The organism is Vibrio sabulosilitoris, from assembly GCF_055391395.1.
In genome coordinates this window covers 337,932-357,809 of sequence record NZ_AP029599.1, presented here as the reverse complement: position 1 = coordinate 357,809, position 19,878 = coordinate 337,932, and the positions used below count along the sequence as shown (strand labels likewise).

Annotated in this window: 18 protein-coding genes; 8 read left to right on the top strand and 10 right to left on the bottom strand. The window is 44.7% G+C overall.

The genetic code is table 11. From position 1 onward, the window contains the following. Positions 1-49: 49 nt before the first annotated feature. Together edd and ACZ5R2_RS01795 are read right to left on the bottom strand one after the other, a co-directional pair. Complete coding sequence (gene edd / locus ACZ5R2_RS01800; protein ID WP_464900798.1) at positions 50-1,846, bottom strand: phosphogluconate dehydratase; 1,797 nt, start codon at positions 1,844-1,846, stop codon at positions 50-52. Continuing rightward, positions 1,846-2,364, bottom strand: coding sequence for a gluconokinase (locus tag ACZ5R2_RS01795; RefSeq protein ID WP_464900797.1), 519 nt, complete (start codon positions 2,362-2,364; stop codon positions 1,846-1,848). The genes edd and ACZ5R2_RS01795 overlap by 1 nt, the downstream gene beginning before the upstream one ends. Before the next feature lie 151 nt (positions 2,365-2,515). On the opposite strand from ACZ5R2_RS01795, the gene ACZ5R2_RS01790 reads away from it, so the two are divergent. The 3 genes from ACZ5R2_RS01790 (at position 2,516) to ACZ5R2_RS01780 (ending at position 5,363) form a co-directional block, all read left to right on the top strand. Continuing rightward, the gene (locus ACZ5R2_RS01790; protein WP_438461241.1) at positions 2,516-3,892 is read left to right on the top strand and encodes a GntP family permease; all 1,377 of its coding nucleotides are present in this window, start codon (positions 2,516-2,518) and stop codon (positions 3,890-3,892) included. 9 nt (positions 3,893-3,901) lie between these two features. Beyond that, a complete protein-coding gene (locus ACZ5R2_RS01785; RefSeq protein WP_464900796.1) occupies positions 3,902-4,513 on the top strand; it encodes a bifunctional 4-hydroxy-2-oxoglutarate aldolase/2-dehydro-3-deoxy-phosphogluconate aldolase in 612 nt (203 codons plus the stop codon). A gap of 481 nt (positions 4,514-4,994) precedes the next feature. After that, on the top strand, positions 4,995-5,363 hold the full coding sequence (locus ACZ5R2_RS01780; protein ID WP_464902404.1) for a transposase: 369 nt from the start codon (positions 4,995-4,997) through the stop codon (positions 5,361-5,363). A gap of 40 nt (positions 5,364-5,403) precedes the next feature. On the opposite strand, the gene ACZ5R2_RS01775 is transcribed toward ACZ5R2_RS01780, so the two are convergent. The 4 genes from ACZ5R2_RS01775 to ACZ5R2_RS01760 form a co-directional block, all read right to left on the bottom strand. Next, the gene (locus ACZ5R2_RS01775; protein WP_464900518.1) at positions 5,404-7,134 is read right to left on the bottom strand and encodes a DUF2326 domain-containing protein; all 1,731 of its coding nucleotides are present in this window, start codon (positions 7,132-7,134) and stop codon (positions 5,404-5,406) included. Beyond that, on the bottom strand, positions 7,100-7,342 hold the full coding sequence (locus tag ACZ5R2_RS01770) for an ABC-three component system middle component 6 (RefSeq protein ID WP_464900517.1): 243 nt from the start codon (positions 7,340-7,342) through the stop codon (positions 7,100-7,102). Before ACZ5R2_RS01770 ends, ACZ5R2_RS01775 begins: the two co-directional genes overlap by 35 nt. Beyond that, the gene (locus tag ACZ5R2_RS01765) at positions 7,339-8,355 is read right to left on the bottom strand and encodes an SMEK domain-containing protein (RefSeq protein ID WP_464900516.1); all 1,017 of its coding nucleotides are present in this window, start codon (positions 8,353-8,355) and stop codon (positions 7,339-7,341) included. Before ACZ5R2_RS01765 ends, ACZ5R2_RS01770 begins: the two co-directional genes overlap by 4 nt. Positions 8,356-8,711: 356 nt before the next feature. Continuing rightward, the gene (locus ACZ5R2_RS01760) at positions 8,712-9,056 is read right to left on the bottom strand and encodes a helix-turn-helix domain-containing protein (RefSeq protein WP_464900515.1); all 345 of its coding nucleotides are present in this window, start codon (positions 9,054-9,056) and stop codon (positions 8,712-8,714) included. 105 nt (positions 9,057-9,161) lie between these two features. On the opposite strand from ACZ5R2_RS01760, the gene ACZ5R2_RS01755 reads away from it, so the two are divergent. From ACZ5R2_RS01755 to ACZ5R2_RS01735, 5 genes are all read left to right on the top strand, one after another. Beyond that, a complete protein-coding gene (locus ACZ5R2_RS01755) occupies positions 9,162-9,686 on the top strand; it encodes a hypothetical protein (protein WP_464900514.1) in 525 nt (174 codons plus the stop codon). Further along, entirely contained in the window at positions 9,680-11,065 is a 1,386-nt protein-coding gene (locus ACZ5R2_RS01750; protein WP_464900513.1) for a DEAD/DEAH box helicase, read from the top strand. The genes ACZ5R2_RS01755 and ACZ5R2_RS01750 overlap by 7 nt, the downstream gene beginning before the upstream one ends. Before the next feature lie 308 nt (positions 11,066-11,373). Beyond that, positions 11,374-12,908 (top strand): IS3 family transposase gene (locus ACZ5R2_RS01745; RefSeq protein WP_464900512.1). Its coding sequence is split into 2 segments (ribosomal slippage): positions 11,374-11,827 and positions 11,827-12,908, totalling 1,536 coding nucleotides; the frame shifts between segments, so codons are not numbered across the junction. A gap of 54 nt (positions 12,909-12,962) precedes the next feature. Next, a complete protein-coding gene (locus ACZ5R2_RS01740; protein WP_464900511.1) occupies positions 12,963-13,223 on the top strand; it encodes a hypothetical protein in 261 nt (86 codons plus the stop codon). A gap of 130 nt (positions 13,224-13,353) precedes the next feature. Continuing rightward, positions 13,354-13,980 carry a hypothetical protein gene (locus ACZ5R2_RS01735; RefSeq protein ID WP_464900510.1) on the top strand — a complete coding sequence of 209 codons (627 nt, stop codon included), beginning with the start codon at positions 13,354-13,356 and terminating at the stop codon, positions 13,978-13,980. Positions 13,981-14,221: 241 nt separating this feature from the next. On the opposite strand, the gene ACZ5R2_RS01730 is transcribed toward ACZ5R2_RS01735, so the two are convergent. From ACZ5R2_RS01730 to ACZ5R2_RS01715, 4 genes are read right to left on the bottom strand one after another with little or no spacing between them, the layout of a single operon-like run. Continuing rightward, complete coding sequence (locus tag ACZ5R2_RS01730; RefSeq protein WP_464900509.1) at positions 14,222-14,680, bottom strand: hypothetical protein; 459 nt, start codon at positions 14,678-14,680, stop codon at positions 14,222-14,224. A gap of 2 nt (positions 14,681-14,682) precedes the next feature. Further along, a complete protein-coding gene (locus tag ACZ5R2_RS01725) occupies positions 14,683-16,743 on the bottom strand; it encodes a hypothetical protein (RefSeq protein ID WP_464900508.1) in 2,061 nt (686 codons plus the stop codon). Then, positions 16,743-18,479, bottom strand: coding sequence for a hypothetical protein (locus ACZ5R2_RS01720; RefSeq protein WP_464900507.1), 1,737 nt, complete (start codon positions 18,477-18,479; stop codon positions 16,743-16,745). The genes ACZ5R2_RS01725 and ACZ5R2_RS01720 overlap by 1 nt, the downstream gene beginning before the upstream one ends. Beyond that, entirely contained in the window at positions 18,472-19,791 is a 1,320-nt protein-coding gene (locus tag ACZ5R2_RS01715) for a tyrosine-type recombinase/integrase (protein WP_464900506.1), read from the bottom strand. Before ACZ5R2_RS01715 ends, ACZ5R2_RS01720 begins: the two co-directional genes overlap by 8 nt. Positions 19,792-19,878: the final 87 nt, after the last annotated feature.

Below are 19,878 nucleotides of genomic sequence, written 5' to 3'. Positions count from 1 at the left end.
AATGGAGCCGAGTGGCTCCATTTTTATCTTTAGTCAGATGACAAGCGAGTTAGATGATAAAGCTTGCACCGTCTTCAGCGCTAGAGACACTTTGTCTCAGTACGCTAAATAGATTTCGTCCCCAAGTCTGCTGATTCGCCTCGGTATCGATCGCGAGTGGCTCACGTCCAGTCATATCCGACAGGTTGTTTAGCTCACCCGTTTCACAGTTGAGCTGGAGCATATCGCCGTCACGCACCAAGCCAATCGCACCGCCTCGCAGGGCTTCTGGGGATAGGTGGATCGCTGATGGGATTTTGCCTGACGCGCCAGATAAACGACCATCGGTGACCAAGGCCACTTGGTGGCCGGCTTTTTGGATATTACCCAAGATAGGCATTAGCTTGTGCAGCTCTGGCATGCCATTAGCCGCAGGACCATTGTGTGTCACGACCACGACGTAATCTTTGTTTAGCTCGCCACGCTGATAGGCCGCTTCGACTTCGTGTTGGCACTGGAAAACCACGGCAGGAGCTTCAATAATACGCTGGTCTGCTTTTACTGCTGACACCTTAACCACCGCTTTGCCTAAGTTGCCATCCAGTACGCGCGTTCCGCCTGTTTTCTGGAATGATTCATCACAGGCGGCAATAACGCTTGGATCAGTGCTTTGGGTACATGCATGCCAGCTCAGCGTGCCATTTTCAAGCTTAGGTAAGGTCATCTGACTCGCAAAGTCGCCAAACGCTGGTGTGACATCACGATGCAGTAGCTGTGATTGATCCAGGCGATGCAATAGGGCAGGAACGCCACCGGCCTCTTGGAAGGCGTTCATGTCCGCTGGGCCATTTGGATAGACGCGAGCTAACAGAGGCACTACCTCAGACAGGTCGCTGATATCTTGCCAAGTCAGCATCAGACCGGCTGCGCGAGCTACGGCGATCATGTGGATGGTGTGGTTGGTGCTGCCACCTGAGGCAAGTAGGGCAACAATACCGTTGATAAGGCTCTTCTCCGTCACTACTTCGGAAAGCGGGCGGAAGTTAGCAGAGCCCGAGCTCATTGAAGCAATCTTGATCGCAGCATGCTCAGTCAGGGCATGGCGCAGCTCTGAGTGCGGGTGAACAAATGCAGAGCCCGGGAGCATCAGACCCATAGCCTCAAACACCAGCTGGTTGGTATTCGCGGTGCCATAGAAGGTACAGGTACCTGGAGCATGGTAGGCGCGACACTCCATATCAAGTAGTGCTTCTTTACCCACTTCACCCGCGGCATACTTTTGGCGCACATCGACTTTTTCATCGTTGCTGATCCCGGTTGGCATCAGGCCTGCTGGGATAAATGCGGTTGGTAGATGGGCATAAGTCAGCGCGCCCATCAGCTGTCCTGGGGCAATCTTGTCACAGATGCCCAGCAGTAGGGTGGCATCAAACAGGTTATGGCTCAGCGATAGAGCAGTAGACTGAGCAATTAGATCGCGAGAGAACAGCGACATATCCATGCCCGCTTGACCCTGGGTCACGCCATCACACATCGCGGGTACACCGCCGGCTACTTGGGCGGTATGACCATAGCCTGCTAGTGTTTGCTTAATCTGATCAGGGTAGGTTTGGTAAGGCTGATGCGCGCTGAGCATATCATTGTAAGAACTGACCAGAGCGATGTTGTTGCGAGTAAAATCAAGCAGTTGTTCTTTTTCTGTAGAGCAGGCCGCTGCTACCGCGTGGGCGAGGTTACCACAAGTCAGGGCTTTACGACCCTTACCTTGTTCTGCCTGTTGCTGAGTACGCGCTAGGAATGCGGCGCGTGAGGTTTGGCTGCGTTCGACAAGTCGTGCAGTAACGTCAAGGATCACTGAATGCGTCATTATGCTACCTCTTGTGCTGCTTGCAGTTGTGATGCGGCGCGCTCAACGACATCATCGATTCTGCCTTCAATGCTTACCACTAAGGTTTGAGGCTCGCCGTCTGGTCGCTCGAGTGCATCAAATTGGCTCTTCACCATGTTTTCTTTCATGAAGTGGCCCTTGCGCATGCGCATGCGCTCTAGGATCAGGTCCATATCACCATCAAGGAAGACGAAGGTGACGTTGCTATTGCCTTCGCGAATTTGGTCGCGATACTTCTTCTTTAGCGCCGAGCAGACGATGATACCGTGTTCATTTTTGTTTTCTAGGCTGTACGCGGCATCGCGAATACGCTCAAGCCAAGGAGCGCGGTCCTCATCGTTGAGTGGTTGTCCAGAGGACATTTTCTGAATATTTGCTCGTGGGTGAAGGTCATCTCCATCGATGAATTTACGTCCTAATCTGCTTGCTAAATGTTCACCAATGGTACTCTTTCCACAGGCACAAACACCCATCACAATGACACTACTACCAGCCATAACTTATCCTCATAACAAATTTTGCGCGTGATCTCACTTTTGGATATCACTTTAAAATATGGGTTTATATTATTCATGTTATCGGTAACATGTTACCCGTAACTGAGATAAAAGTGAACTACATCACAAACAATCATTAAAAGGTGAAATTATGGAGCAGTTAGCCCAAGTCTCTGACCCTACCTACCTACTGACCATTGCTGCAGTCGCGATAGCTGCACTTTTGTTATTGATTATTAAATTAAAAGTCCACGCATTTGCTTCGCTTACTATCGTAAGCTTAGGCACGGCAATTGCGACGGGCGTTTCTTCTGATCAAGTTGTACCGACGATGATGGGGGGCTTTGGTGGCACATTGGCCTCTGTTGCTCTACTCGTTGGTCTTGGCGCCATGATCGGTAAGATTCTTGAAGTGACCGGCGGGGCGAAAGTTCTGGCAGATACCCTGATTGGTCGCTTTGGTGAGGAGCGTGCTCCTCTAGCTCTAGGTGTTGCCTCGCTACTATTTGGCTTCCCAATCTTTTTTGATGCGGGCCTAGTGGTGATGATGCCAATCATCTTCAGTGTTGCGGCTCGATTTGGCGGCTCACCAATCAAATACGCACTGCCTTCAGCCGGTGCCTTTGCGGTAATGCACGCGTTTGTACCGCCTCACCCAGGGCCGGTCGCGGCAGCGGAGTTCCTAGGCGCAAACATTGGTCTACTACTTGTTGTTGGTATTCTCGTTGCTATCCCAACTTGGTACCTAGGTGCTTATCTATTTGGTTTGTATGCAGGTAAGAAGTTTGATATTCCACTATCAAAAGCCTTCTTCAACAGCGATACCGTGATCGATGAGTCTAAGCTGCCAAAGTTCGGCACAGTTATGACCATCTTGGTTTTGCCAGTTCTGCTTATCTGTTTGGATACCGGTCTTAATACGCTGGCGGTTGCGGGTGTGATCGAAGGCTCAACGCCAACGGTTGAATTCTTACGTATGCTGGGTAAAACCCCGGTAGCTCTACTGATCACCTTGATTGTGGCGCTGGCTGTGTTTGCTAAAGACTACGGCATGGCAAAACTTGAGAAGCTGTGTGGCGATTCACTGGCACCTATCTGTGGCGTTATATTGGTGACTGGCGCAGGTGGTATGTTTGGCGGCGTGCTGCGTGCAAGCGGTATCGGTGATGCACTAGCGGGCGTTCTGACCGACACAGGCATGCCAGTGGTTGTCGCTGCGTTTGTTATCTCTACTTGTTTGCGTGTTGCTCAAGGCTCGGCAACCGTGGCACTGACGACGACAGCTGCTTTGATTGCACCAGTGGTAACGGCATCAACTGGCCTAAGCGAGCTTGACCTATGCTTTATCGTGATTGCGATTGCTGGTGGTGCAACGGTGCTGTCTCACTTTAACGATTCTGGCTTCTGGCTGGTGTCTCGCCTACTTGAGATGGATGAGAAGACCACACTGAAAACTTGGACTGTGATGGAGACCCTACTGGGTACAATTGCCTTCCTTATCGTCGCTATCCTTAGCTTCATTCTGTAAGGGTTTGATATGAAGACGCTAGAAGAGAAACTCAAACAAATCAAAATCGTTCCGGTTATTGCGATCAACGATGTCGCACATGCTGAGCCCTTGGCGAAAGTGTTGGTGGACAATGGCCTACCTTGCGCAGAAGTGACGTTTCGTACGCCAGCGGCAGCGGAGTCGATTGCCAAGATGCGCGCGGCTTACCCTGAGCTATTGATCGGCGCAGGTACTGTTTTGACTACAGAGCAAGTGGATATGGCGATTGAGGCTGGGGCAGACTTTATTGTCAGCCCAGGTCTTAACCCGACAACAGTCAAATACTGTCAGCAGCGCAATATCGCGATTGTTCCAGGGGTCAACAACCCAAGCCTGGTTGAGCAGGCGATGGAGCTTGGCCTAAAAACGCTGAAGTTCTTCCCAGCTCAGCCGTCTGGCGGCGTGCCGATGCTCAAAGCACTCTCGGCAGTCTACCCAGTGAGTTTTATGCCTACTGGTGGCATTACCCCAGCGAATGTTGATGACTACCTTGGCTTAGGCTCAGTCCTTGCCTGCGGCGGTACTTGGATGGTACCCCCAGAGATGCTCGATAATGGCGACTGGGATGGTATTGCTGCGTTGGTTAAAGCGCTAAATTAAAACAGGGGCGGGGTTCGAGTAACGCTGCGCTCCGAGGTGCGAGTATATCCAGCAAGTGAGAAATTCCTCGCGTCTCGTAGGACAACGCCCGTCCCCGAACCTCGCACCTAAAAGAAAAGGGTCATCATTATGATGACCCTTTTGCTATTTAATCGACGTTGCGCTTAGCGCATCGTAACGAACTACCAACACAGGTGGTTTCTGAAATAAATCTGGAAAGGTTGATAGGAAGAGCCTTTCTAGCCTTTCCAGAAAAATCGACTTTTGGAACTAATTTTCCCAAAAAAGTTAAATTCAATATACCACTTTCCAGAAAATTAACCACATTCAATCTCGGTTTATACCGACCCTAAATCACTTATGCCCCTTTCCGAGCTATAAACTAATCACGCAGCTTGCGTCACGCACACTGCGTGATGAACTCACTTTCTGCCCCAAATCTTTTTAGCTCCTTAGAACTACTTTCCTAAAGTACGCAGTAATTGACCCAATATACCTAATCTGCGCTGCAAAGGCTTTTGCGATAAAACTGTCCACATTTTATCCTGAAATCGTGCTGCGTTCTTGGCGGAACAAACAGGCAAATCTGTCCGTTTACTTTAAGTATCCAGAGTACATTCGAAAAGCTATCTACACGACGAATGCTATCGAGGTGGTACACCGTCAGTTCCGTAAACTGACCAAAACTAAGGGTGGGTTCCCGAACGAAAATAGCTTGCTAAAACTGCTGTACGCAGAGTTATTGAATGCTTCTAAGAAATGGACAATGCCAATCCAGAACTGGAATATGACATTGTCCCAACTGGCGATTCACTTTGATGGGCGCTTGGATGATGTCTTAGATATCTAGCCAAAATTAGCTGACACAGATTTTTGAACGCCCTCTTTGCTTATCCGAAGTACTCACCAAAGAGAGTATGTTCAGGTTTATCATCGAATAGTTCTAGCACAGTTCCATCTAGTAGCGCTTGCTTATCTTCAATAGTAAGAATGTCACCCTCTTGGTCAGTAGAGATAAGTTTTTCATAGACGTCTTTGTTGATATTCACAAAATACTGAAGCCCATGCTTTTTACACATTTCCAGCGCAATCTTAAACATCATCTTAGTTTGACGTAGGTCTACCCCACCAAATAGCGCGCTATCATGAGCCATGAAACCTAATAAATTTTTGTTTAGTTCAAATAACAACATGTCATAACAGAATATTTTCACTTCACCTACGCCTTGAGATGAATCTTTTTGAATATATGGCTCTATGTCAAAGAGGTACTTTGCTTCACCGCTATTCTTCTGAATTCGTATCGCGCCACCATGATCATCATAGAATCGTCGAACCAATGTACGGAACTTTTTCTCTATCCCTTGAATATGAGCGCTTTGAGCATCAATGTACTCTATAGCTTTGAGATTTAAAGCGGCCTTTTTACTTTCTAATGCGAGTTTTTGTTTCTCTAGCTCAGCAAAAGTATTTTGGTAACTTGATAGGTCTGCGATTTTATTTTCTGTCGTACGGATATGCTCAACGATTGAGTTAAACTCTTCAAGTGCACCTTTCGAATCCAAGTCTTTAAGAATGCTATCTCGGCGCTCTTCTTTTTCTGTTAACAAAGCCTCTAGATGCTCACGCTTATCATTGAGCATTTTTACCTGAGACATCAAACGTTCTCGACGAGCACTATGAATACGTACATGAAAATCTTGTGCTTGCTGAAGCTGTACCTGTACTGAATCTGGGAAGTGGAACTCAGCTTCAGTGAATATCTGTTCCACTCTATCTAGATCTACTGATTTTACTTCCTGGCTTTCATCGAGCGCCCGCTCTTTGTTCCTAACGTCACGTTCAATTTTAAACACTTCATTTCGGAACTTATTCATTTCATCAGTCAGTAAATCAGCATCACGCTTCAACTCATTGTAATTTGGAGCAATATCAAAGTTGGCTTTACTTTCAAGCAAACGTTCTAATTTATCTTCTAGGTCTCGCAACTCACTTTCATTAGCAGTTAAGTTTGCTTTCTGAAGCGAATCTTTTGTTTTCTTGATTTGATCCAAGTCTTCACGAACACTTTTAAACTGTTTAGCTAGAGAAACATCTAACCCAAGAAGCGATAGGTTTGCAATTCGTTGGTAAAAGTCTTCAGCAGACCTTCCTTGCTGCATCAATGCATCAGAGTAATAGTTACGACCAGGGAGGTATCTTCTAGCAAAACAATTTAATGTTTGTTTAAAAGACACATCATTGATTGCCCCCATTAATATTTTCTCAGAGAGCTTGTTCGAAAACGTCTTACACTTTCCTATTTTTTCCTCATTTAAATAGTAGATACCATCCTTAAAGTGGACGGTAGAGGTGTAAGGTACTGTTCCAACCTCAAAGTCTAATGAAAATGTTCCGTATTCAGACAAATAGCTCTGTAGCGTTTTATCACTTGGGTATTTTGAATCTAATTGCCCACCAAGCAACAAGTGGACTAATTGAAGAGATGTACTCTTCCCGATTCCATTACAGGTACGGGTTGATAGTGAGCTAGTTTGTAGACCTGCGACAATATTCATCCCCTCATTAAAATTGATGGTTTTAAAATTAGGATTGCTTGAATACAGCTTTAAAAGTTTCATTTTCTAGCTCCAGCTTTCCCATAATGAATAGGAAGTCTAAACAATATTGTAGTTTTTCAATGGAAATTTCTATTGGATACACACGGTTAAGCTCATCCAAAAGGACGTCAAAATCAACCCCATCAGTCCCCTGTAAAACCTCAACCACATAGGCTGAGATACAATACAAAGAATCAACTGGTTTTAAGACTTTGGTTGGCAAAATCATTGTTTCATTCCAATATCACATTCTTCAAAAAAGTAAGCAATGATAACCCAAGCCATGGACGTTTCTTGGTAGCTAACCTTGTACGTTTCATCTTCAATCTTGTGGCAAAGCTCTCCAAGTATCGCAGAAAAGTCCAACTTATAATCTTTACTCGCTAGGTGGTGAAGCTCGTCGGTTTTCTTTCTAGCTAACTCTCTAGGAGCGGCACCAACCTTAGAAAGAGATTGTTTAATAATATTAGTGTATAAACCGTCAACAATCAGTACTCGCAACTCTGTTAAGACCGCACCTTCAATGTGTTCATATACAGGCAGAGAAGCCTCACTCCCCATAAGTAACTGATTAGAAACGCGGCGATTCAAATTGTTTATCCCAATTTTCTTTTCTAGGCCTACATTGTTGAAGTCAACCGAGTAATCCACGTTCTTAGAGTTACTGTCCTTAACTAGTAGGTCGAATACGATTTGCAACGTCATTTCATCAGTGTACTTTTCACTGATATCCTTGAAGAACTCTTCATAGATAGCTCGTAACCTACCATCTTTTAAGATCTTAATATCATTAAGCAAATCTGTATGATCTTTCAGATGATCTCGAATGTCTTCAATACCATACTTGTTCTTGTATGACTCAATTGTTGCTCTTTGGAGGTTTTTAGGCTTGTCAAGTAAGAAGAAGATATCAAACTCATACTGCTTGTAATGTGGGTTATATGACTCCAATATCTTGAGGCTGTTATCAATTTTATCTTTACCCGTTGATGTCGTCACTTGAATCATGTGTTTTGATTTGTGATCAACTAGGTCTATGTATGCCTCGTTAGAACTAGCCGAATTCGCATTATTGAAGTCTTTACCTTGGTAAAGAAAGTTGAACACATTACAGTAAAAATCTTCCGCATGAATGTTTAATGCATAGATGTTCATTGACTGATGCAACTTCATGTCACACATCAATATTGATAGTGTTCGAGATATCTTATTGATAACTTCAATGCGCTCGTCTTGAGTCATAACCTGCTACTTAACCAAAATATAATCTATAGGAGATTTGCCTTTCTCTTTCACTCCATTCTATGAAAACCAACGATTTGGTACAATATAGTGAGAGGATTATTGAGAGAAGTGTTCTGATCTGCATCACTCAGACTGGGTGCTTAGCAAAGCGACTTTCCATATCAGAGTTAATTCAGCAATTACTAAATTAGCAATGTGACTGACACGGTTTTGTCCAGAGGTGTTCTGGAACGGCATCAAACATGCACTGTGCATGAAACACGCCCTTGTAGGGCGATGTGTGATGAGATGACCTGACCTGGGAGAACAAGTGCACGTTATTACACCACCGCACCAACTCTAATAGAAACCACTTAACGAGGATTTGAACTGCTATCTTCACCCGATTCGTCAATCAATAGAGTTGTCATTGCAAGAACTTTCTTCTTATCAGCTAGAGAAAGCTTATTCAGATTAACAGCCAACTCAGCAGAAATCTCATCTTCACAAAAGAAGTAGCTCAAGGGCACACCAAGTTCATCTGCTAATGCCTTTAGTGTCCCTATATCAGGGGTATGCTTGCCCTTTTCGTACTGGTTCATTCTGGGGCTTGCGGAGCTTTCATCCATGCCTATACGCTCACCCAAAGCCTTTTGGGAAATTTTTGCTTTCTTTCGAGCTTGTTTAAGACGCTCTGGGATTGGGCTAATGAACGACACTGACTATTCATACATCTGATCTCAAGGTAACTAAGATTTTCTTAGTTTTACTAATTTCTGTATACTAAGCAATCCTTAGTTTTTTTGACTTTGTATGAGTTGTAAATGAAACGTTCTACTAAAATCAGTGCCATGATGCACAAGTTGTTGATTGAACAAGAAATGGATGGCTTTTCAGTTGTTGAGTTAAGAGATGCCTTTGTTTCTACTGATAATGGTAGAACTGACCCAGACGAAGCTAGACGGATGGTATATCGCCAGATCAAGCGCTTTACTGACAACAATTGGCTTGTAAGTGAGGGTAAAGGACGAAAGAAAAGGTACTTCCAGACTGGCCAGTTTAAAAACCTACAAGTCGAGCCAAAGGTTCAGACGACTCGGATTAGCTCACCTTCTGGTAATGATTACTCAGTATTGTTCTGCGAGCACGGCCAGTACAAAGCAGAGCTAGAAATTGTTCTCAGTGAAATAGATGAGTATCAATCAGTCATCCGTCGTTTCCAGGAGCTAGAAACAAAGCTAAGCCCTTTACTCGAACAAGCAAAAGAGCGCTCGGCGCATTTGCTTGGTAAAGTAAACGCGCTTACCCATGCTATCAACAGTCTTTCTGAGGAAGCAGCCTCATGCTGAGGTACTGGCAAGCCGAGTGTTCCGACAAAGCGCTAGAAAAGTACTCCACCGTACACAACCACTTTTTTTGCCAAGCGACCCCCGGCGCCGGAAAAACAGTGCTAGCTGCCAACATAGCTTCAAGGTTGTTGCAAAATGACATGATAGACCTCGTACTGTGTTTCTCTCCGTCGTTGGCTGTAGCCGAAGGGATTAAAAAGACATTTTCGAAAACTCTAAAGTGCTCTTTTAGTGGTGGGTTGGGCGCTATTGGCCGTTCACTCACCTATCAGTCGATTCAATTTCTTGATGATGAATTTTGGGAGAGCCTGAGTAACTTCCGAGTATTTGTTGTGTTTGATGAAATCCACCATTGCTCTGGCTCCGAGACCGGTATTGCGAATGTTTGGGGAGAACAAATACTGACAAAAATCCAAGGATTAGCAACGTACACTCTCGCAATGTCTGGTACTCCTTGGCGCTCAGACTCCTTACCAATCGTTATGGCTCAATACAGTGATCCTGATGGTAAGCTTCTGGTTGACTACCAATACAGCTTAAAACAAGCCATTGCCGATAACGTTTGTCGGAGCCCTAAGGTAGTTCTCGTCGATAACGAACATTTGACAGTAACAAATGACGGCGAAAAACAATCTTTTTCGTCAATTCTTGAAATGCTTAAGCAAACTAAGGCCTCTTATCAAAGTGTTTTACACAATCAAGAAGCAATGGAACACCTACTTGGCCTAGGGTGCAAAAAGCTCGAGGAGATACGCCGTTTAACTCATGATGCCGGTGGTTTGGTTGTTGCTTCTTCGGTTGAGCATGCGCAAAAAATAAAAAAAATTCTTTCGGAAAAATACGCTCAAACCGTTTCTATCGTAAGCTACCGACATGACGAACCTTTAGCCGAAATAGACCGTTTTCGTAATGACAACACACAATGGATCGTTAGTGTCGGGATGATTAGTGAGGGTACAGATATCCCTCGTCTTCAGGTTTGTTGTCATATGAGCTCAGTCAAAACAGAATTGTACTTTAGACAAGTACTTGGCCGGATTCTCCGGGTTAATGGAATAGAAAACCAACATGCATGGCTATTCACTTTTGCGGAACAAAGTTTAATAGAGTTTTCGGAACAGATTGAACAAGACATACCGGCATCATGTATGTTCGCGAGCGTGGAAACACCGATAGTATGTGATACCAATAACAAAACTGATAACTTGAGTACCCTGTCATTGCATGAAGAAAGACAAAGTAACTACTCACAGGTTGGCTGGGGATCTAAAAATCAAAATCCACGCGAATCATTGGTACCAAACTTCGCTTTGAACGAGATAAAACTAGGTTATTTCAGGCAGCGTGTGATAGCCGCCTTCACGGCAAGGCAAGACTAGTTTGAGGCTACCAAGCCACCAACTGTTCAACATATCATTTCCTAGGAACTCTCATCGTTCGATAACTGCGTTGTTCGTCGCAAAACTCTGGCCTCTTGTGTGCGTGAGTCAAATTATTGTCTTTAGTTATTGAACGCCTATTGACGTTATAACTAGAAACAAAGGTTAGCAGAAATGAAAAAACATTTTACAAGCATATTATTGGACGTGACCAATATCTATCCTTTTGCAGATGGCAAACTTTCCCCCTCTGGCAGGATAGTTGTCACTGTTAAAATTTAACCAGTTTGGGCGGAAGTGAGTGAACCTTGTCTCGTATTCCAGCAGAAAGAAAAGAAGCCATATTGAAGAAGCTACTGCCTCCCTATTCAATGTCAGTGAGTGAACTATCAAAAGAAGAAGGCATTAGCACCGCAACCCTGTATCATTGGCGAAAGCAACTTAGAAGTTCAGGAGCCGCAGTGCCAAATAGCAACACTTCATCAGAGCATTGGTCTGCTCAAACTAAACTCGCCATCGTGGCCGAGACTTACTCGATGACCGAGAGTGAACTCGGCCAATATTGTCGTGAAAAAGGCTTGTTCCCTGAAGAAGTCCAAGGCTGGCGCAGTGAATGTATGCAAGGGTTTATGTCGAGTAAAGAGCGTGAAGCCGAAGCAAAGAAGCAAGCTAAAGCCGATAAGCTTGAAATCAAAGAGCTTAAGAAGGAGTTACGCCACAAAGAGAAGGCACTGGCCGAAACTGCCGCTCTGTTGGTTCTGCGAAAAAAGCTGAGAGCCTTTTACGGGGAAGAGCCAGAGGACGACTAACCTCAGCCGATGAAAGGCACTACCTGATTGCTCTAATCCATGATGCGAAACAAAGTGGTTGCCGATTAGAGCAGGCATGTCATGAGGCTCAAATTGACTTGAGAACCTATCGTCGCTGGTATCGACAAGGTGAAGTTCAGGTGGACAAAAGACCGACTTGCGCTCGCCCGGAGCCTGCTAACAAGCTATCTCAGCAAGAGCGAGATGCCATTATCGAAGTGTGTAACCGCCCCGAGTTCGCGAGCTTACCTCCGACTCAGATCGTACCAACCTTGCTTGATAAAGGTGAGTATATCGCTTCAGAGTCGAGCTACTATCGGATACTGAAAGCGCAAGGACAGCTCCACAATCGAGGGCGTCAACGGAGCCGACAAAAGCAAGCAAAGCCAACAAGTTACACGGCTACAGACTCGAACCAAGTGTACACATGGGATATAACCTACTTGCCGTCAAAGGTTCGAGGCCAGCACTTTTATCTTTACGCTATCGAGGACATATACAGCCGAAAAATCGTCGGTTACGAGGTGTATGAACAAGAGTGCGGTACGCTAGCCTCGCAGTTACTTCAGCGCACTGTGATGCGCGAACAGTGCTTTAATCAGCCACTGGTTCTTCACTCAGATAATGGCGCGCCGATGAAGTCACTGACGTTCAGAGCAAAAATGGATGAGTTAGGCATAACCTCATCATATAGCCGACCAAGGGTCAGTGATGACAATCCTTATGTTGAATCACTGTTCCGAACAGTAAAGTACATGCCTAATTGGCCAAAGAAGGGCTTTGAAGACCTAGAAGCTAGTCGAGGTTGGGTGGAGTCCTTCGTGCGTTGGTACAACACCGAGCACAAGCACAGCAAGCTGAACTATGTCACGCCTTCGCAGCGTCACAATGGTAAAGACAAAGAGATCTTGGAGAGCCGAGCAAAGGTGCTGCTTGCAGCAAAACAGCGAACTCCTGCACGATGGCCTGGCGATATTAGGAACTGTGATCCGGTTGGTAAAGTTCACCTAAATCCAGAAAGAGAAGCCGCTTAATAAGTAAGCAAATGATGACAACTACCTTGAAAAACGCCGCTTTCTATCGAGTCTATGATGGACCTGGCCCTATCACTTGACCCTTTGAAACTAGCTGAAGAGCAAGAGCGTCTTAAGCTTATTTTGTTGAAGTCTGAAAGTGAAATACTAGAACTAGAGGCAATGGGATATAAACCCACTCGCCAACAGCTTTGCACTCTATACGGTACGCTAAAAGAGCTTTACTCCAATCAGCACATAAGTATGCTACAAGCATATTCTGCCCTTTCCCTACCAGGCCTAGATCAATTTGATAACGACGTTACTATTCACTAGTTTTCGGTGAACATTAAAGTTAGAAACTCGACAAGAAAGACTAAAACTATGCGTGATAGGTGATAAAATGAAAAGAATGATATGTAGCAGTTTTACGTATGACAAGCGTTAAGTTTCAAGGAGATTTTGATTGAGTGCCATAATAGAAATAACAAGCCTATTTTCGGATGGGAGGTTTGTCCTTTCGTTGTTTACGGTAGCTTTTACGGTAGTTTATGTATTTACAGCAAAAAAATTCTTGTTACGTACCATAGAGCGGAGAAGAGACAGGAAGGTTAAGCTTTGGGAAACCTTGTCTGCAGGATTTTATAACGGGTCTTTGGATACCGTCGATGATGTTGTGAATATCTACAAAGGTATCAACGAACTTGGTGGGGACGATGCTAGCTATAGAGCTGGTCTCTCAAAACATCTCAGAGAATACCTAGTAAACGTTGTTTCGTCTCAGAGTTTATCAACTGAAAGCATATCGAGCATAAAAGATAAAGTTACTGAAATAATCAAGGCAATAGAAACAGAAAGCCCATTTAGTGATGTCCCCACTGCCGAAAGAAATTTAATAATTGATGTGCAAAAATTCATTGAGCACTCTGACAAAGAATCAGCAAGCGAGAAACTGTCAGATTTAGCTGGCTTAATTGAAGTAAGGCAAGATTCTCTTGATAGAGTACAGGCTTCGAATAAGTGGTCGGTGCCGCTAGCAATAATAGGTCTGGTGCTAACGATTGTGTTCGGGGTTATATCTCTTCTCAAGTAAAACTTAACAAGCTGCGCAAGCTGTACACTTTTTCCGCTGCGCTTCAAAATTGCCCCTTCACTGGGCGTGCGAAATTCGGCTCACGATCTGTGCGTTTTCGATACTAAGAGTAATCCGTTATTTACTTATTTAGCAAAACCTGTAAAGCACCTTTGTCCAGAAGTGAGTCACGAAGGGCAGTAATCACAAAGCGTTGGTTGGTAAGCCCACTCAACTATCATTCAAGTGGGCAACGGTAGAACTACTTAATTGGCACTACAGTACTTCTTTTTAGCTTGGCAAGCTTCTCCCGAAGCTCCGCATTCTCGTATTCAAGTTCATCAATATGAGCAAGTGCCTTAACTAACTTATCATTCAGGTGGTGCTGTGCAGCCGCAAACAGGGCCAACTTCTCTCGCTCCGCCTCATATTTGTCTTTGAAGTTACTTTTAATACGCTTTTGTTCTTTGAGCTTACCCCGCACCGCTTGTATTTCTGGCTGAACGTATTCGCCTTTTCCTTCTGCAATATCAACTTTGGTCTGCTTCACCTTCTCAACAAACTCGGGGTAGTAATAACCACTGCCATTACCGAGTTTTGCTTCTTCCTCTACCGCTCTCACGCTCAATTTGCGGCTTTTGGGGATGTGCTTCGGCTTACCATTGGCTATTCGGTCTAACGCTGCCTCGAGGGCGACTAATGTGTTTTCGCGCTTGCTCATGCTTAAATCTCCGTGATATTAAGTTCAGCTTCAAAAGGAGTAAATTCCATTTTAAAGTCACGCATAACGTTTTCTGCCGCTCTAATTTGAGTAATGTAATGGCTTCTATCCGTGACCGTAATATCGTCTCCTGTTGTCATATAGGCCGATAGACTACGATGCCTCTTTTGCCACCACTTTGCTTGTTGCTCATCAATAATGCTGCTTCCAGACGAACAATCGACGCAAAATTGCGGTGCAACAACACCATCCATATCGCAATCATAGCCACTCTTGCAGTAGCTATGTAGTGAACCATGGAGCGTGAGTTTTCCGTCTTTTACCGCTTTATAAATGGTGTCCCAAGAGCTGTAGATTGTTGGGACATCACCTCGCATCATCATGATGGCTTTGCCATGTGCGCCCGATAATGTTTCATTAGAATGCCACTGTTTGAAGATTTTATTGGTAGTAGATTCAGCGTTAATCTCATCAAGTGTTTGCTGGATTTTTGGATCGACTGTTAAATCACGAAGGCTAGCCAACTGCCCCCCATTCGTGTACCACTCTGTCATCGCCAAATACAGATGTTTGAATTGCTGCTTGAGTGCAACCAGAGAGCTTAACCGATTTTTAATGCAGTAGAACGCGAGGCTCCGTCTGAATTGGTGAGTGCTCATAGGCCAAGGTTGACCAACCACAACTTGGTTTTCAATTTTGACCTGTGAGCGAGGGTTCGACTCCACGCAATCTTGGTAATCGTCATCAGTAATAACAAAATCAAACTGTTTACAAAATTGTTTTAATCGCCTATTCCAATCCGCAATTAATTTTGGCGCATGAGAGCGGTGAGTTTGGTTCACCCAAAGAGAATTTGCATATTTCTCATCGGGGTATTGGACTTTTTCTCGCCATCTTTTTGTGATGATGGACATCAAATCAATCGCGGTTTTTGAAACGGCTGCCGTGACCCAAGTCTCTCGTTTTTCACCTAGTTTAAATGTATGAGATTGCAGAAGGTGAAGCTCTCGGCCACTCAGTGAGTCTAGGTAATAACTGTTCGGAGTGAGTTTATCGAGTTCGCTATCACGCATACCACTAAAGCCGCCACACACAATGTAACTCGCCGTGATGAGCAGGCCTAAGTATCGCTTAAAATCATTGCCATTCTTCAAAGGGATGTTGGGTAGCTTTGTTGTCAGTGGCGCAATCAGCTCATTTGGTTGCTTGGGTTGGTTGTCGGCAATAACGCTGGAAAACTTTTGATTATCAATACTTCCATCGGAATTCATGAATCTGAATACACCGCCAGCTTTCACCTTATCTTCTACGATTTGCTTCCCTTGCATGTAGTTATCTTGGAGGTCACGTTCAGTATTGGCAATGAGCGTGGCGTTAGGGAGCGCTTCTTCAATAAGCGCCATTGCCTTGCCATAGATGGCGTGACAAAGACGCTCAGGAATAACTAATGTTTGTTGCCGCTCTAGATCATTTAAGCGCCTAGCTTCTTTATTTGATTCGATTGGAGTAAAGCCCAACGCTATCTTATGCCAAGGGGTATATTGAATGGCTTTGTTGATGGTTGTGAATGTTTTCTCAAGTGTGCCAACGCTCAAATCACGTTCGATAAGGTACTCATCGAGCTTCTGACGCATATTAGTCGATGAAAGGGCAGAGAGTGTGTGCGCATTTTCTTGAGCGAGAAATTGGTAGGTTGTCATAGCGTTCCTAAGTCGACCGTGAACGGTTGAAAACTTTGCAGACTTCCTTTCTTGTGGAGAGAGATTAAATAACCAACCGTAAGTGAAGAGCTTCAACTCTCGCTGTAGTTCTGGGTGGGCATCTATTGTCGAAAATGTAAGATTGTTCCTTTCTTTTTTGCGTGAAAAAGCAAAGCAACCCCAATTGTTTTGGCCGAAGGTGGCGGTGACGTTACCGTCCTTATCTCGGCAAACCACCACGGCATCCAATTCGTCGAACCGCTGCTCATGGTACAAGGTGATAATATCGGCAGGCTGGACTTTATGCTCAACAGGGAAGTCAGCACGATACAAGTGGTCAGTATTGAATTTATCGTTGCTCATTAGGATGCCTCCTGTGATGGAATGAGGCTAAGTACTGATTCGGCATCATCCCAATTCGGGTGTAAGCCCTCATCGTCCAATTTTTCTTCTGCCGCTCTAAGCAAAGAGGTCTTAATGTTTGGTAGAATCTTGGTATCAATAAACACAATAATGTCTTCAAAGTTTTGCTTGTAGTGTTGAGCATCAAGGTGGCGATATAGGGATTCTTCAATACAGCTTTTGAAGCTTATTAGGCACCAAATATCTGAGAGAGATTGAACAATGACCTGGCCTGGACAGCCGAAACAACCAAGTAAGTCGGCACACGCCAATCTCTCACCGTCTTTAATCAATCCATGTTTGAGGGCTTTTCTTGTGTACTTTTCTGACTTTTCACCAAAAGGCTCAGAGCAACTTCCTCCGTTCGGAGTGCGACTCAAGTTAGGAAGGTTAATTTTGTTTTCTGCCTCGATAACCAACATATCAATGCCTAAACTTTCTTTGGCTTCATTTGTGCTTTCACCTTGCTTAATCTCTTGCTCTCTCAAGGACATCGCATCTTGCATCATCCCATTATTGGTAGTTCGGTTACCCTTGCTGTAGCTTCTCTTTCTCGTGTTAGAAGTGTTGTTGAGCATAATGTCGTTCACCAACTCACCTTGATGGTAAGTCGTGATTTGTGTGCCTGTTTTTCGAAAGCGACTGATGACAGGGCGCAAGCGACGACCCGCTTGGTCGGTAAAAGTAAAGTGCTTTTCGACCCACTCTAAGAAAGCCTGCAAGGTGGCGCCCTTGAGCGGCGCGCGTTGTTTTGAGGTGACCGTTTGCAATAATGTCGCGTTGGGGTCTGTGGAAATCAGGCGTGAGGCTTCGAGCAACGTATCAAAGAAGCTCATTGCGTACTTAGGAATATCCAGTTCATGACCGCCCATCTCAACGTGGATGGTTTTAAATGCTCGGCGCTTAAATGCGGGCATGGTGTACCAAATTTCACCGACTGATGTAGAGGCGTTATTTGGTTGCTGTAGGTGGAATAAATCACTTGTATTAGCGTAGGTGTAGTAAGCCAGTAGGTACGTTCCAGCACACATCATTTTGCTGATGCCACCACATAGTTTGTACTGCTCTCTCTTCCAGTTAAACGTCATGGTTGAGGTGCCCTTATAGGCATCTATATGCTTCTCAGGGCCCTCAATAAACTGCTTGGCAGTTTGCTTAAATAGACTGCGCAAAAAAGGCAGTAATTGCTTGAGGTCACTGCGAGTATAAGCTTCAAAGGGCTCCTCATCACTATTATCCGTGACGGTGATGTTGTCGAAATACGCACTTGGCAGGTCTAAGGAATCGCAAAATAAACGCAGCATTTGAGAGCGTTTGTTTTTGTAGGTAGAGCGCTTTATTTCTCCAAGTAACACGTCCTGATAAAGAGACTTAAAATAAGATTCCGTGGCGTGTTGTGTGAACGCCTCTTCATTATGCTCATCGCACCAACGAAGATATTGAGAGCATTCCCGGTAGGTGGTGTACAGTGAGGCGTGGCTTTTGCCTTCGCCCATGAAATCTTCAAAGCGAGACTTCATTTGAAGGATAAAGCCTTCCCTATTGGCATCTTCAAAGCGACCTCCCCGCTGTAATGAGGTTATTGAAGGAAACCCCTTGACCATAAAGCGATTAAAGTCGGCCAAACTGTTTTCTTCGTCATCTAATTGAATACAAAGCTCTGGCTTCCAGCCGCACAAATAAGCGACATTACTCATTTTCACCGCCTAACGCTTCATGCATGATGCCGTCTAAAATGCCGAATTTAACTTTGAAAGCTTCTTTGCGCTTCAAGTAGCGCAAGTATTTCCAAGTGGTGGATTCGTTTCTGTGCCCCATCCATCCCATCAGTAGTCCCAAACTTTCTGATGAAGATAGCCCTGCTTCAAGCATGTCATTGAGCCGATAGGTGCCATAAGTCGAACGCAAGTCATGAAAGCGGTGTGTGAATGTAGGATGGGTCTGTTTAATCTCGGCTCTAAGCTCTGTCCAGCGAGCCTCTATCGACTTAGCGGTTACGGGGTTGCCTTGCTCACTGACGAACAAAGGTTCGTGGCGCTCAGATAACTCCAATCGCTCAAGCGCCTCTTTCTTTAGGGTGTCAGCCATTTCTGGTAGTGCTTCAAGTTTTTGGTCAAGCTTGTTTGCACGTTTGATTCTTCGCTCTGAAACGCGATATTCATTCAATGTCGATAATAACTCGGCAGAGATTTCTACTTGGCGAGATTTGAGGTATTTGGTCATCACACCTGTTGCTTTAGGTGATAGCGACAACTCAAAACGGTGCTTACTTTCAGCAACAGGCGTCGCTGTCTCGATAGCTTTAGTGGATAAAGTGGCTATCTCTTGGATACGCATTCCCGTATCAAGAGAAATAAGCACCTGTAAGCGCAGCTCCTCTGAAGCCTTGGGTAGATATTGAGTGAGAATACTCAGTGACTCTTGGCTCAGTGGAGTGAGAGGCCGGATGTTGCTACTGTCGGCATCTTTGGGGACTTTAATGCGTAGGTCACTTGTTTCTACGGTAAAAGTGGGTGAAACGTGAGCTAACATTCCCGAGCTCTGAACAGAAACAAATTCCATTTTGAATGGCGCTTCTTTCTCGTTCTTTATCTTTAGATAACCGTCATGCATCAACCACTTATAGTAATTGACGATTTGGTTCATGCGAACGCTGGCAGTGCTATGCGCCAAGTCACCCTTTTTAATCTGCTTTAGTAGGTGAGAGCGAAATAGATAAGTCGGTTTTAGTCTTTTGACGGGAGGGAATGTATCCCACGCTAAGTTCTCATCTTCAAGGAATTGATAATAGGCATAAAGAGCTTGGGAGCAGGGACTAAGGTCTTTAGCATCCTTAACCGTTTTTTGGTAAAAGAGGTAACTATTGGCTTCATGGTTGAATGAACCATCACCATTGAACAGAGTTGGGAGAGAGCCAATATTCCCTTTCTCAGGAGAGCATTGGTAGGTGTTGTCACTGATTGATAGTTCTGTCTGTTTATAGACATTGCTTGATTGTATGAGGTACATAAATTCACCTAGAAAAACACTGACCATACATACAGCATAGTCAGTGATTGGTTTTTTTCCAGATTTATTTATGTGTGTAAGATGCTT

What these genes read in the sequence shown, in the direction of transcription:
- ACZ5R2_RS01725 (WP_464900508.1), bottom strand. Translation starts at nt 16,743, where the DNA reads ATGAGCAACGATAAATTCAATACTGACCACTTGTATCGTGCTGACTTC.
- ACZ5R2_RS01740 (WP_464900511.1), top strand. Translation starts at nt 12,963, where the DNA reads ATGATGGACCTGGCCCTATCACTTGACCCTTTGAAACTAGCTGAAGAG.
- edd (WP_464900798.1), bottom strand. Translation starts at nt 1,846, where the DNA reads ATGACGCATTCAGTGATCCTTGACGTTACTGCACGACTTGTCGAACGC.
- ACZ5R2_RS01755 (WP_464900514.1), top strand. Translation starts at nt 9,162, where the DNA reads ATGAAACGTTCTACTAAAATCAGTGCCATGATGCACAAGTTGTTGATT.
- ACZ5R2_RS01795 (WP_464900797.1), bottom strand. Translation starts at nt 2,364, where the DNA reads ATGGCTGGTAGTAGTGTCATTGTGATGGGTGTTTGTGCCTGTGGAAAG.
- ACZ5R2_RS01720 (WP_464900507.1), bottom strand. Translation starts at nt 18,479, where the DNA reads ATGAGTAATGTCGCTTATTTGTGCGGCTGGAAGCCAGAGCTTTGTATT.
- ACZ5R2_RS01765 (WP_464900516.1), bottom strand. Translation starts at nt 8,355, where the DNA reads ATGACTCAAGACGAGCGCATTGAAGTTATCAATAAGATATCTCGAACA.
- ACZ5R2_RS01715 (WP_464900506.1), bottom strand. Translation starts at nt 19,791, where the DNA reads ATGTACCTCATACAATCAAGCAATGTCTATAAACAGACAGAACTATCA.
- ACZ5R2_RS01750 (WP_464900513.1), top strand. Translation starts at nt 9,680, where the DNA reads ATGCTGAGGTACTGGCAAGCCGAGTGTTCCGACAAAGCGCTAGAAAAG.
- ACZ5R2_RS01785 (WP_464900796.1), top strand. Translation starts at nt 3,902, where the DNA reads ATGAAGACGCTAGAAGAGAAACTCAAACAAATCAAAATCGTTCCGGTT.
- ACZ5R2_RS01770 (WP_464900517.1), bottom strand. Translation starts at nt 7,342, where the DNA reads ATGATTTTGCCAACCAAAGTCTTAAAACCAGTTGATTCTTTGTATTGT.
- ACZ5R2_RS01790 (WP_438461241.1), top strand. Translation starts at nt 2,516, where the DNA reads ATGGAGCAGTTAGCCCAAGTCTCTGACCCTACCTACCTACTGACCATT.
- ACZ5R2_RS01775 (WP_464900518.1), bottom strand. Translation starts at nt 7,134, where the DNA reads ATGAAACTTTTAAAGCTGTATTCAAGCAATCCTAATTTTAAAACCATC.
- ACZ5R2_RS01730 (WP_464900509.1), bottom strand. Translation starts at nt 14,680, where the DNA reads ATGAGCAAGCGCGAAAACACATTAGTCGCCCTCGAGGCAGCGTTAGAC.